Source organism: Halomonas sp. EF61 (assembly GCF_040147045.1).
In the GTDB taxonomy this organism is placed as follows: domain Bacteria; phylum Pseudomonadota; class Gammaproteobacteria; order Pseudomonadales; family Halomonadaceae; genus Halomonas; species Halomonas litopenaei.
Genome location: NZ_JAMSHM010000002.1, coordinates 1209901 through 1222000 on the forward strand (window position 1 = coordinate 1209901; position 12100 = coordinate 1222000).

Genomic DNA, 12100 nt, shown 5'->3' on the forward strand with positions numbered 1-12100 from the left:
CGGCACCTTTCACGACGCGCTAACCATCCGTGCGATGGCGCGTTCGAGACGCTCGAGTCCCTCGACGATGTCGGCCTCGGGAATCACCAGCGACGGCGCCATGCGCAGCACGTTGGGGCCGGCGATCAGCGCCATCAGACCTTCCTCGATGGCCAGCGGCAGGATGTCCTTGGCGCGACCTTCATACTCGGGGGCCATCTCGGCACCGATCAGCAGTCCCATGCCACGAATTTCCTTGAACACACCGTGCTTGCGGTTGATCGCTTCCAGGTGCTCGCGGAACAGGTCGTGACGCTTGGCGACGCCACCGAGCACTTCCGGCGTGTCGATATGACGAATCGCCGCCAATGCAACCGCCGAGGCCAGGGCGTTGCCGCCGTAGGTAGAACCGTGGGTGCCCAGCACCAGCACCGGGGCGACGCGATCGGTGGTCAACATGGCGCCCACCGGGAAACCACCGCCCAGGCTCTTGGCGCTGGTCAGGATGTCCGGGGTGATGCCGTAGTCCATGTAGGCGTACAGCGAGCCGGAGCGGCCCACGCCGGTCTGCACCTCGTCGAACACCAGCAGGGCGTCGTGCTCGTCGCACAGGTCACGCAGGCCCTGGAGGAACTCGGGCGTGGCCGGCACGATGCCGCCCTCGCCCTGCATCGGCTCGACCATGATGGCGCAGGTGTCGTCGCCGACCAGTTCGCGCACGCTGTCCAGGTTGTTGAACTCGGCGTGGAGCACGCCTCCGGGCACCGGCCCGAAGCCCTGGGAGTACTTGGGCTGGCCACCCACGCTGACGGTGAACAGGGTGCGACCATGGAAGGACTGACGGAAGGAAATGATCTTGTCCTTGTGGGCCCCGTGCTTATCATGGGCCCAACGACGCGCCAGCTTCAGCGCGGCCTCGTTGGCCTCGCCACCGGAAGAGCACAGATAGACCTTGTCGGCGAAGGTACGCTCGGTCAGCTCCCGGGCCAGCTCCAGTGCCGGCTCGTTGGTGTAGACGTTGGACAGGTGCCACAGCTTGTCGGCCTGGGCCTTGAGGGCCTCGACCAGGACCGGGTGGCAGTGACCCAGCGAGTTCACCGCGATGCCGCCGGCGAAGTCTATGTACTCGCGGCCTTCCTGATCCCACAGACGGCTGCCTTCGCCGCGCACCGGGATGACCTTCTGAGGAGCGTAGTTGGGCACCATGTACTGGTCGAAGTCGGCACGGCTCGGGGTATGGCTCATCGGGGATCTCCGCTGTGGTTGGCGTTGCCCGTCGTCGGACGGGAGCGCGCAGCTTGCGCGCTACTGCAAAGCATGAAATGGATCGATGCTTCGAGTATAGGGACGCCCTCGCTCCACGGCTTTCAGCAATGGGACCCGCTTTTTCACAAAGCTCTGTCCTTGCGCCCTGCCCTTGCACCATCGTCATGACGCCTACCCAGGCTTCGTCTAGGCTGAAGACTCCCGCAGGACCTGACCCGATCACTACCACCTCCAGGGGCTCCGCCATGCTCAACACCACCGTCTGGAACCGCTGGCGCTATTCGCTTTATGCCCCCATCTACGACGCGGTGGCCCAACGCACCTTTGCCAGGGCGCGGCGGCGCGCTCTGAATCAGGTGTGCTGGCAGTCGGGGATGAAGGTACTGCTGGTGGGGGCCGGCACCGGCCTTGACCTGCCGTGGCTACCGCGAGACATGGAAATCCACGCCAGCGACCTGTGCCCGGCGATGGTCAAGCGTCTCAAGGATCGCGCCTGTCGGCTTGGCATCGACGTCGAGGCCAGAACCATGGACGCCGAGCGGCTGGACTACGCCGACAACAGCTTCGATGTGGTGGTGATGCACCTGATCCTGGCGGTGATGCCGGATCCGGCAAAGGGGCTCGCCGAGGCCCATCGCGTCCTCAAAGGCGACGGCCAGCTATGCGTGATGGACAAGTTCCAGAGCGACGAGCGTCCCTCGGGACTGGTGCGCAGGGGACTCAATCTGCTGACATCCGCCATCGCCACCGATATCACTCGCCAGGCCCGGCCATTGCTGGACCAGGCTGTGTTTGTCATCGAACAGGACACTCCGGTGATGATGGGCTCATTGTTTCGTGCGTTGATCGCCGCCAAGGCCGACCACGCCGAGCCTCGACCAGCAGAACCTGGGCCTACTGAACATCAGTCCGGCTGAGCCTGCGTCCACTGGCGATGCTGGCGGCGCCACCGGGCAGGCGTGTCGGCTTCAAAGCGCTTCCACAGCCGGCGCAGCTGACGTTCGTCGCTCACCCCCACCCGCTCGGCGATGTCTCGCGGATGTCGCTGGCGCTGAAGGTTCGCTCTCCCCGCTGCATGGCAAAGGTCAGGGTCGCTTCACTGACGAAGTCCACTGCGTATCCCAGATCGGAGGCCACCCTGGTGGTGGTCTCGCAGCACTGCTCGGTGCGAATACCGCTGATCCATAGCCGAGACACCCCTCGACCGCGTAGCCAGCGGTCCAGCCCTGTATCGGTGAAGGCGTTGTGGGCGGTCTTGTAAAAGGTCACATCAGCGGGGTCTTCGAAGCCCTCCATGGCTCGGGTCAACCCATTGTCGGGATCAAATGCGCCCTGGCTTCCCGGCTCCGTATGGATGATTCGCACCATCAACATGCCTGCCTCGCGTGCCAGATCGATCAAGGAGCGCTGAGCTTCCGGCCAATCACCGAGTCGAGTGGCATCCCAGGAGGGGCGCGCGAGAAACGAGGCCTGAACATCGATGACGAGAAGTGCTGTGGTCATGTCCAATCTCCAGCAAAGGGGGGAGATTGCAGACTAGGGCTTGTCTGAAAAGTGCCTGCGCTCGGTAATACGGCGTTAAAAATCGGATCAACATGCTCATTTACACCCCGTAAACTGCGCTTTCTCACCGATTTTTGCCTTGTCTAACCTTCGCTCGTCGACTTTTCGGACAGCGCCTAGTGCCCCGCAGCAGCGATGCGCAGTACAGGGCCGGCCCTGAAGGGGGCAGATTCGGACATGACGTTACTGTCGAGGGTTCCGTCCATCGGCACCAGCATAGGAATCGGTATCGGCTGCCCTGACCTTTCTCCCATCAATGGACGAGTGCTGGATACCAGCAGACCGCAGCAGCGTAGCCACGGTTGAGCATGTCATGAACGCAGGGGCATTCGAACGCAGCATCCTTCAAACGCTAAAAAGGCCCACCTGAGTGAGCCTTTCACGTAGCGGTCGCGAAACGCGACAACACTGCTGCCGTCTTTGCTGACGACTTACATATTCGCTTCCTGGAACGCCGCGATGGTCTCGCGCAGCAGTTCCTTCAGCTCTGCAACCTCCTGCTCGAGGGCTGCAATCTTGGCCTGGCGCTCTGCGCTTTCGGCATTCTCCTGGATCCGCTGCATGTTTTTCTGCAAGGTATCGGAATCCATGGCGAAGGCTGAGCCGACGGCCATCATCGAGACCAGCGCTGCAGTTGCCAACATCTTGGTTTTCATGTCTCTCTCCTCGTTTTCGTCGAACATCCTTCGACCACTTGTCCTGACCGCCGCCCCTGGATGGCGCTGCCGGGTGGTGGCAGGAAGCGGTAATCAACCAACGTTAGTGAAAGCCAAGGTGCGTCACGGCCACCGACAGGTAGGCGCTTCGACGACCACTCCCGAGCTCTTCCGCCGGACATCCAATGTCACGCTTCAATCGCTCTGCAAGACCGCGTCCCTGCGGCCAGTGAGCCAAACCTTCGACTCAAGTCCTTGAGGCGCTCGGTCCATGAACGTCCACGTGTCGGCGAACAGGCATCGATATCCGTTCGAAAAACACTGTTCACAAATCGACAAGATCAATCTAAAGGGCACCATTTCAGCACGCAACCGACGCTTGCTCTGCATGACCAGACTTGCACAGTCCGAACATTGGTTTGACCACTAGCGCTTTTGGCTGGCGGCATCTACCCAGCGGAAACCGCCAGCGTATTGATGCCCAACGTCTTGTCACAACCAACCCAAAGAGCGCTTCAAACCCGCAAGGCAAGACGGCGTCCCTGCCGCTGTAGATAAGGGAGTCATCAAGATGAGCACGCCTTTTCTATCACCTTACCGACATTTCCCTTCACGCTTGCATGTCCTTTTGGCTAGTTCATGCGCTGCCAGGGCGATCCTCTCGGGTTGCAGAGCGAGCGCCCTTTACGTCAGCGTTCCAGCGTGTCTTTCTCCAGCTTGTGTTACTGGGACTCTTCCAGGCTCTCTACGGTCATTTGCAGCAGGTCCTTGAGCTCAGCCACTTCCTGCTCCAGGGCCTCGACCTTCTGCTCTTCAGAGGCTTCGGTGCTGCGCTCTTCGATTTCCTGCATGCGCTTTTGCAGGGTGTCGGAGTCCATGGCATAGACACTGCCAGCGGCAAACATGGAGGCCATCACTGCGGCAAAGATCATTTTGGTTTTCATGTCACTCTCCTTGGAGTCGTCGATAGTGTTTCGACGTTGAATCGTTCTGATATTTTGTGCGTTATCGAGCATCCCTTGGGATCATCTTCCTGGACGCGCCGACACTCTGCCCTCTACTTCTATCTTCGGTCTAACCACTTTCCGTCTTTCCGACTCTCGTCGTAACGTTTTGTTACCCGGCAACATCAAATCTAATCGGCATCCCTCATATTGGCAATTGCAAATATGTCCATCTAATCATTCAGGCACAATATTCGTTTAAGCTGCTGATTTAATTCACCCAAACTTCTTGATTAGAAAAGAGCGCCGACACGGACTCTTGCGCCCACACACCTTGGTAGCCATGTCCTCCACCAGCGCCCCTTCACAAAGGGACCAGGCGCGGAGCGGGCTTTCCAGCCCGGGAAAGCCACACTCCCGAGACCGAAAAGCCCTTTCATTTCTATGCAGCATCAGCAACCAGAGCGTCGTCCTTGGCATGCTGTGCACTGCGCTCTGCACTCACTGCCTGCCAGGCTGAGCCGGTGATCACCAGCGATGCGCCAAGCAGTACCAGATCCTTGGCCAGGAAGCCTCCGAACAGGGACGGGAACGCCAGGGTGTCACCGGACAGGCTGCTGACGTGCAGTACACCCGGCGTGGTCAACAGGAAGCTGGTCGTTGTCAGAAAGATCACGCTTGCCAAGGCACCACCCACCAGGCCGGCTTTTTTCGAGATGGGATAGGCGGCTACCAGCAGGCCGACGATAATCTCGGCGGTTCCGATCGCAGCCGATACCTGATTGACACTGGCGACATCATAGAGCCAGGCCATCAGTGGCGAACTGGCCACAATGCCCTGGATCGCTGCAGCTTCATCGGGGTGATACTTGAAAAAGCCGATCCAGAAAAGAATGGCGACGACGCCGTACAGGGCCACATAGAAACCCAGTCGAGAAATGGTGGTGTGGTTCATGTCTAACTCTCCGTCTTCACTTTTTTAGTTTGCGTGGATGGCATCCTGACACCTCCACTTTGCTGCTACCGTTTCATTCACGTTTCATTCGAATATGCACAGAATTCCGACCTCACTAGCGGCAGGCTTCCGAGCAACTCGTCTGTTGTTCATGGTGGTTGGTAGGTGTTACCTGCGACTTTCTTACACGCCTTCTTCATTTTTTTTCGTCCCGGGCCGCTATCGACACGCCCATCGACATTCCCGGGACGAAAGCAGAGCCATTTGCTTGGCCGTTGCCTGACCTCAGCCAGCGGACAAGCCATAACGGCTCCAGGAGTTACGGTATCTATGTAGCATTTATTGGAGATTCCTTACGTGCCAATGCTGTGCCGGTCTATGCACTCGGCGACGCAAAAGAAGGAAATACGCCAATTGCTAGCGGGTAGGCACATCGGGCAGTGAACGGTAGAGATAACAAGAGGCGAAACGATAGGACGACGCAAGCCAGGGAGAAAGGAGCGAGAGAGGAGCGAGAGAGGAGCGAGTGCAGACGGGACGAGTGCAGACGAGGCGAGTGGAGCGCGTGCAGACGGGACGAGTACAGACGGGGCTAGAAATGCGGGGGTGAGCAGGGGCGAAGCGAGAGGGTCGGAGCGAGAAGCTGAAACGCGACGGAGGGGAGAAGCACGGTGAAGACAGCAGCCGTTACCCTCAGGACCAGACCATTCCGACAAGCGTCGCTCATCAAGGCCTGAAGACATAGCGGATAAAGAAGGCGTCGAACGTCAGCCCAGTCGCTCTTCTCTCGGGGTCATGCCGAAGTGGTTGCGATAGGCCGTGGAAAAGTGGGCGGCAGAAGAAAAGCCGGTCTGCAGGGCGATCTCGCCCGCGGGCTGGTCGGTATCGCGCAACATTCGACGGGCCTTCTGCAGGCGCAGGTCCAGATAGTAGCGGCTCGGCACCGACTTCAGGTACTTCTTGAACAGCCGCTCCAACTGACGGCGAGAGATCCCCAGGTGCTCGGCAAGTTCATGGGTAGACAGCGGCTCCTCGATGTTGGCCTCCATCAGCTGGACCGCCTCGACCAGGCTGTCTGGCGCATGGGCCAGGCGTGAACGCAGGGGGATCTGCTGGGGCTCGTCCCCCATGCGGATGCGCTCCATCACGAAGTACTCGGAGATACGAGTGGCAAGGCCTGAGCCGTGGTGGCTTTCCACCAGGGTGATCATCATGTCCATGGCGGCGGTCCCCCCACCGCAGGTGATCCGGTCACGGTCGATCTCGAACAGCTGCTGTGACAGGCGCACCCTGGGATGGGCCGCCGCGAAGGCCTCGAAACGCTGCCAGGGTAGCGTTGCCTGGTAGCCATCCAGCAGGCCCAGCCGGGCCAGGGCTTCGGTGCCACCGCCGATACCGCCAAGCACCACCCCGGACGCCGCCAGTCGCCTGAGCCAGGCGGCCAGGTCATCAGGAATGCCCCCCGGCAGCTTGGCCGGACCACACACCAGCACCATGTCGGGTTGCGACTCCGCCTCCCCCAGCGCGGCGCGTGGCAACACCGTCTGCTGGGAGGCGCTGGTCACCGCGTCGCCGCCGCTGGCGTAGCTGGTCAATCGATACAGGGTCCGCCCGTGCAGCAAGTTGGCCACGTGCAGCGGTTCGGTGGCACAGGCGTGCGCCAGCAGCGAAAACCCCGGCATGACCACGACCCCGACCTGTCGAAGCAAATCCGGCGAACGTGTTGTGCTGACGGTGTGTGGCATGGGGGGTCTCGAGGAGTGTGCGCGAGGCATATATTACGCCACTGATCTGCGAGATTCAGCGCCCATGTCCGTTGCGCATGGACTACACCAGGTCGACACCCACGGTCTGCGGGCTTCACATCGAAGGAGGCCGCGACCTCTCGGTCGCGGCCTCCTTCATCGCCGAACGGCAGTCCTCTGGTTTACAGCTGCACCACGTCGAACTCGGCGACAGGATCAACGTCGGCGTCGTAGTCGACGTCATCGCGCTCAAAGCCAAACAGCTTCAGGAATTCGTGCTTGTAGCCGGCGTAGTCGGTGATGTCGAACAGGTTGTCGCTGGTCACCTGGGGCCACAGGTCCTTGCACGCCTGCTGGACATCGTCACGCAACTCCCAGTCATCCAGCCGCAGGCGCCCGACGTCATCGGTGGTCGCCTCGCCGCCGTAGAGGCGCTCGCCGAACAGACGATTGAGCTGATCGATGGTGCCTTCGTGCAGACCCTGCTCCTTCATCACGCGGTACACCATGGCGATGTACAGCGGCATGACCGGAATCGCCGCACTGGCCTGGGTCACCACGGACTTCAGCACCGCCACGTTGGCGCCGCCACCGCTCTGCTTGAGCGAGTCATCGATGGCGGAGGCTGCCCGGTCCAGGTCTTCCTTGGCCTTGCCAAGGGCGCCGTGCCAGTAGATCGGCCAGGTGATCTCGGTACCGATGTAGCTGAACGCCACACTGCGAGCGCCGGGTGCCAGCACGCCGGCCTCGGACAGCGCCTCCATCCACAGTTCCCAATCCTGGCCACCCATGACGTCGATGGTGTCGGCGATCTCCTGCTCGGTCGCCGGCTCCACCTGGGCTTCGATGATGGTGTCCTTGTTGGTATCGATGGCGGTAGCACGATAGGTCTCGCCGATGGGCTTCAGGCAAGAGCGCTTGAGCTCGCCGGAATCGGGCAGCTTGCGCACCGGGGAAGCCAGCGAGTAGACCACCAGATCGATCTGGCCCATGTCGGCCTTGATCAGCTCGATCGCCTTGTCACGCGCCTCGTGGGAGAAGGCATCGCCATTGATGGACTTGCTGTAGAGCCCTTCTTGCTTGGCGAACTTGTCGAAGGCGGCAGAGTTGTACCAGCCCGCCGTGCCCGGCTTCTTCTCGCTGCCCGGCTTCTCGAAGAACACCCCCAGGGTATCGGCGCCGTAGCCGAAGGCCGCGGTGACGCGCGCGGCCAGACCGTAGCCACTGGAGGCGCCGATGACCAGCACCTTCTTGGGCCCTTTGGATGCATCGAGGCCGCGCACACGGGTCGCCTCGATCTGCTCGAGGACGTTCTTCTCGCAACCGACGGGATGGGTGGTGGTGCAGATGAATCCGCGTACCTTGGGCTTGATGATCACGACAGACCTCTTCGTTACTCGCGGCTCCCGAGGGAGAGCCATCCAATGTGTAGAGCGTGGTCGCGATATTCTAGCGGCACAGCGCCGCCCTGTCCGCCTTTGTGCACATGCCCCTGACTTCCCGCGCTTTTCCTTGCCGCGCATTGCGCCTGAACACACCAGGGCCCTGTCCGGCTCTGCTGGCGATCGCGTCGCTCTCTTGCCCACCGGCACGGGGTCGGGCAGGATGCTGCCCACCGCTTGAGGAGACCGCCCGATGGATGCACAGACCCTGGTCGATGAACGCGGCGAGCTGTGGCTTGCCCTGGCGCCCATGTGGCTCGAACGCGAGCCCAGAGAGTCCGACTATGCGCGGATGGTCGAGGTGATCGAGCGCGACGGCATCGCCCTCAAGGACCTGGAATGGGTCTTTCGGATCGAGCTGGCGCCGGTATTGTCGCGTCAGCAGATGTCGGTCGCCGGTGAGTGGCGCAAGTTCGATGACCACCAATTGATGCGCCGTCTGGTCGCCCACAACCTTCGCCTCAAGGGCTGGCGACGCAAGTTCTGGGCGCTGTTCTCGGGCCTGACCACCATGATGGTGCGCCATCGCTACAACGAACTGGTGGAACGGCTGGTGGTGGCGCGCGGAGGAGACATACGCTGAGCGCCAAAGAGGTCAGGATTCGTCCAGTGCCCGCTCGAGGTCCAGCATCATGGCGTCGCCCCCATCGCGAGGCCCATAGCGCTTGAGCACACGGCCATCTCGGGCGACCAGAAACTTGGTGAAGTTCCACTTGATGGCGCGTGTTCCCATCCATCCTGGGGCTTCGGCCTTCAGGCGTTTGAACAGCGGATGGGCCTTGGCGCCATTGACCTCGACCTTTTCCATCAAGGGAAAGGTGACACCGAACTCACGCTCACCGAAAGCGCAGAACTGCTCGGCGGACTCCGGCGACTGCCGTGCGAACTGATTGCAGGGGAACCCGAGCACGGTGAAGCCGCGCTCGCGGTGTTCACGATAGAGCGCCTCCAGCTCCGCCAGCTGAGGGGTGAAGCCACACTTGCTCGCCACGTTCACCACGAGCAGCACCTGGCCACGCAGGGCGCGGAGGTTGAAGGGCTCGCCGCTATGGGTGCGGCACTCGACATCATGCAGGGTCATGGGATGAACTCGCGCTTACTGTCTTCACGATGACATGCCAGACGTCATTGCGCCAGTCGCAACGCCCTGACGGCAAAGCGGCATTCAGTTGTCCCCCTCGCGCTCGAGCAGCAACTCGAGGGCCAGCCGCGTATCCGGCGTCACGCCGGCGAGCTCGAGGGCTCGACGCGGTGACATCCAGGCCACACTGGCGACCTCCTCGGCCTGCAGCGACAAGGGGCCGTCCCACTCTACGCAGTAGACGCTGCCGAAGATGCGATACCCGTCCTCATCGTAGCGAAACTCCAGGCAATGGCGCAGCGCTACTGCGCGGATACCGAGCTCCTCGGCCAGCTCACGACGTGCCGAGACGTGGACCGCCTCCCCGGCGCCGACCACGCCTCCCGCCGCCAGATCCAGTCCACCGGGAAAGGCTTCCTTGGTCAGCGTTCGATGCTGCACACACAGTTCACCACGGCGATTGCGTACCACGATGTAGGTGGCGCGGTGCCAGAACCGATAGCGGCGCATTTCTGCGCGCCAGGCGCTGCCACAGGGACGATTGCGGGCATCCACCACCTGCACACGCTCCCGGGCGATCACCGCTGCGGGCGCCTCACGCTGGTTGTCAGGGGACGCCTCGCCAGCATTCGTCACGCCAGAGGCCGTGGGAGCCGAGTCGAAAGAGGAAACAGGGCACATCGAAGGGCTCCACCGAGAAAGCCCCAAGACTACCCATCCCGTCCCGTTGCGTCATCCCTCTCGTTTGACCCGAGGGGCACAGCACACCATGCTGAATATCAGGTCTTTCGTCATCAGGACAGGGCCATGCATGACCAAGCTCCGCGAGAGTGCCTGGCGAGCCACCGGGTCGACAATCAGCCGTACTCTCTTCCCTTCGACGCCTTCGCCGACGACGCCGTGCTTCAGTTCTGGCTGGCCCATCTGGCGCCGGCCTGGGTGAGTTGCCGACTGTCCCTGCTGGGCCAGGATGTCGGTCGTGCGGAGACCCAGCGACTGGGTGACGAGGCCAACCGTCACCCACCCTCATTGCGACTTTTCGATCGTCACGGTCGCCGGCTCGACGCCGTCGATTACCACCCGGCCTACCACGCCCTGATGCGCCTGGCTACCACCCGTGGCGTCCATACCATGGCCTGGACGGAGGAGGGGCGCGGCGGTCATCAGGCGCACGTGGCGGGACTCTATCTGCTGACCCAGGCCGAAACTGGCATCTGCTGCCCGGTGACCATGACCCATGCCGCCTACCCGGTGCTGCGTCGAGAACGCTCGCTGCCGGATTGGTGGACCTCTCGACTGCTCGTCGAGGACTACGATTCCAGGGCCCTACCGGCGAGCGACAAGCACGCCCTGACCTTCGGCATGGCGATGACCGAGAAGCAGGGTGGCAGCGATGTGCGCACCAACACCACCCGAGCCGAACATGGCGAGGACGGCTGGCGCCTGTACGGACACAAGTGGTTCATGAGCGCCCCCATGTCCGACGCCTTCCTGACCCTGGCTCAGCGAGACGAAGGCCTCAGCTGCTTCCTGGTGCCTCGCTTCGCCCCTGATGACGAGCGCAACGCCATCGAGATTCAGCGACTGAAGGACAAGTGCGGCAATCGCGCCAATGGCTCCGCCGAGATCGAATATCGGGGGGCCTGGGCCCACCCGCTCGGCGCCCCTGGACGCGGCATCGCCACCATCCTGGAAATGGTTCAGCAGACCCGTCTCGACGCCGCCAGCGCCCCGGTGGGCATGATGCGCCAGGCCTGGCGCGAGGCCTGGCAGCATACCTGTCAGCGTCATGCCTTCGGGGCGCCCTTGGCCGAGCAGCCGGTGATGCGAGCGGTACTGGCGGATCTGGCGCTGGAGGTGGAGGCCGGCGTGGCGCTGATGCTGCGCACCGCTCAGGCCTTCGACGGCGCCAGCCGCGGGGATGAGCAGGAGCGCGCCCTGGCCCGACTGCTGCCGAGCCTGGCCAAGTACTGGCACAACAAGCGCGCCCCCGGCTTCATGGCAGAGGCCATGGAGTGCCTCGGTGGCATCGGCTACGTCGAGGAAGCACCGCTGGCGCGGCTCTACCGCGAAGCGCCGGTCAATTCCATCTGGGAAGGGTCCGGCAACGTGATCTGCCTCGACGTGCTGCGGGTCATGGCGCGACACCCCGAGGCCATGGCGGCCCTGTATCAGCTGTTCGAGCATGCCCGAGGTGGACATCCGGATCTGGATCGCGCCTTGGCCCTGCTGCCTCAGCCGAAGACCCGCGAAGACCTGGTGCCCAGGGCCCGCTGGCTGACCCAGTGGCTGGCCCAGTGCACCCAGGCAGCGCTGCTGGTCCAGCACGCGCCCCACGAGGTGGCGGATACCTTCTGCCGCACCCGCCTGGGCCAGCACCCGAGCCCGGCCTATGGCGTGTTGCCGACGGCAAGTCCGCTGGACGCCATCCTCCATCGCTCGGCGCCAGCATGAACCGACATCGCCAGC

At 62.4% G+C, this 12100-nt stretch carries 12 protein-coding genes; 3 read left to right on the plus strand and 9 right to left on the minus strand.

Annotated elements, in window-relative coordinates; translation table 11 throughout:
• Window positions 1-9: 9 nt before the first annotated feature.
• The gene (locus NFI08_RS14215; RefSeq protein WP_108448006.1) at window positions 10-1224 is read right to left on the minus strand and encodes an aspartate aminotransferase family protein; all 1215 of its coding nucleotides are present in this window, start codon (window positions 1222-1224) and stop codon (window positions 10-12) included.
• A 266-nt stretch (window positions 1225-1490) separates the two neighbouring features.
• On the opposite strand from NFI08_RS14215, the gene NFI08_RS14220 reads away from it, so the two are divergent.
• A complete protein-coding gene (locus NFI08_RS14220; protein ID WP_349590129.1) occupies window positions 1491-2162 on the plus strand; it encodes a class I SAM-dependent methyltransferase in 672 nt (223 codons plus the stop codon).
• Window positions 2163-2253: 91 nt separating this feature from the next.
• On the opposite strand, the gene NFI08_RS14225 is transcribed toward NFI08_RS14220, so the two are convergent.
• The 6 genes from NFI08_RS14225 to fabV all read right to left on the minus strand — a co-directional run bounded on the left by NFI08_RS14225 (window position 2254) and on the right by fabV (window position 8487).
• Window positions 2254-2748, minus strand: coding sequence for a cysteine hydrolase family protein (locus NFI08_RS14225; RefSeq protein WP_108448004.1), 495 nt, complete (start codon window positions 2746-2748; stop codon window positions 2254-2256).
• 491 nt (window positions 2749-3239) lie between these two features.
• Window positions 3240-3464, minus strand: a complete 225-nt coding sequence (locus tag NFI08_RS14230) for a hypothetical protein (RefSeq protein ID WP_124802861.1) — start codon at window positions 3462-3464, stop codon at window positions 3240-3242.
• 722 nt (window positions 3465-4186) lie between these two features.
• Window positions 4187-4408, minus strand: coding sequence for a hypothetical protein (locus NFI08_RS14235; protein ID WP_045990898.1), 222 nt, complete (start codon window positions 4406-4408; stop codon window positions 4187-4189).
• Between the two features lie 442 nt (window positions 4409-4850).
• A complete protein-coding gene (locus tag NFI08_RS14240) occupies window positions 4851-5363 on the minus strand; it encodes a DUF417 family protein (RefSeq protein WP_108448003.1) in 513 nt (170 codons plus the stop codon).
• 767 nt (window positions 5364-6130) lie between these two features.
• On the minus strand, window positions 6131-7108 hold the full coding sequence (locus NFI08_RS14245; protein ID WP_181248576.1) for a GlxA family transcriptional regulator: 978 nt from the start codon (window positions 7106-7108) through the stop codon (window positions 6131-6133).
• Window positions 7109-7290: 182 nt separating this feature from the next.
• Window positions 7291-8487 (minus strand): enoyl-ACP reductase FabV, encoded by a 1197-nt coding sequence (gene fabV / locus NFI08_RS14250; protein ID WP_349590136.1) that lies wholly within the window; start codon window positions 8485-8487, stop codon window positions 7291-7293.
• Window positions 8488-8743: 256 nt separating this feature from the next.
• Between fabV and NFI08_RS14255 the strand changes: the two genes are divergently transcribed.
• The gene (locus NFI08_RS14255) at window positions 8744-9133 is read left to right on the plus strand and encodes a DUF7079 family protein (RefSeq protein ID WP_108131267.1); all 390 of its coding nucleotides are present in this window, start codon (window positions 8744-8746) and stop codon (window positions 9131-9133) included.
• A 12-nt stretch (window positions 9134-9145) separates the two neighbouring features.
• Here the strand turns inward: NFI08_RS14255 and NFI08_RS14260 are convergent, their stop codons facing one another.
• Window positions 9146-9631: a glutathione peroxidase gene (locus tag NFI08_RS14260; RefSeq protein ID WP_045990894.1), complete on the minus strand. Its 486-nt coding sequence runs from the start codon at window positions 9629-9631 to the stop codon at window positions 9146-9148.
• A gap of 84 nt (window positions 9632-9715) precedes the next feature.
• Entirely contained in the window at window positions 9716-10267 is a 552-nt protein-coding gene (locus tag NFI08_RS14265; RefSeq protein WP_231498436.1) for an NUDIX hydrolase, read from the minus strand.
• Window positions 10268-10438: 171 nt separating this feature from the next.
• Between NFI08_RS14265 and NFI08_RS14270 the strand changes: the two genes are divergently transcribed.
• Window positions 10439-12085 (plus strand): acyl-CoA dehydrogenase family protein, encoded by a 1647-nt coding sequence (locus NFI08_RS14270; protein WP_348827583.1) that lies wholly within the window; start codon window positions 10439-10441, stop codon window positions 12083-12085.
• Window positions 12086-12100: the final 15 nt, after the last annotated feature.

Excerpts from the sequence above, each read along its gene's own strand:
- NFI08_RS14215 (WP_108448006.1), bottom strand. The coding sequence starts at position 1,224 with ATGAGCCATACCCCGAGCCGTGCCGACTTCGACCAGTACATGGTGCCC.
- NFI08_RS14220 (WP_349590129.1), top strand. The coding sequence starts at position 1,491 with ATGCTCAACACCACCGTCTGGAACCGCTGGCGCTATTCGCTTTATGCC.
- NFI08_RS14225 (WP_108448004.1), bottom strand. The coding sequence starts at position 2,748 with ATGACCACAGCACTTCTCGTCATCGATGTTCAGGCCTCGTTTCTCGCG.
- NFI08_RS14230 (WP_124802861.1), bottom strand. The coding sequence starts at position 3,464 with ATGAAAACCAAGATGTTGGCAACTGCAGCGCTGGTCTCGATGATGGCC.
- NFI08_RS14235 (WP_045990898.1), bottom strand. The coding sequence starts at position 4,408 with ATGAAAACCAAAATGATCTTTGCCGCAGTGATGGCCTCCATGTTTGCC.
- NFI08_RS14240 (WP_108448003.1), bottom strand. The coding sequence starts at position 5,363 with ATGAACCACACCACCATTTCTCGACTGGGTTTCTATGTGGCCCTGTAC.
- NFI08_RS14245 (WP_181248576.1), bottom strand. The coding sequence starts at position 7,108 with ATGCCACACACCGTCAGCACAACACGTTCGCCGGATTTGCTTCGACAG.
- NFI08_RS14255 (WP_108131267.1), top strand. The coding sequence starts at position 8,744 with ATGGATGCACAGACCCTGGTCGATGAACGCGGCGAGCTGTGGCTTGCC.
- NFI08_RS14260 (WP_045990894.1), bottom strand. The coding sequence starts at position 9,631 with ATGACCCTGCATGATGTCGAGTGCCGCACCCATAGCGGCGAGCCCTTC.
- NFI08_RS14270 (WP_348827583.1), top strand. The coding sequence starts at position 10,439 with ATGCATGACCAAGCTCCGCGAGAGTGCCTGGCGAGCCACCGGGTCGAC.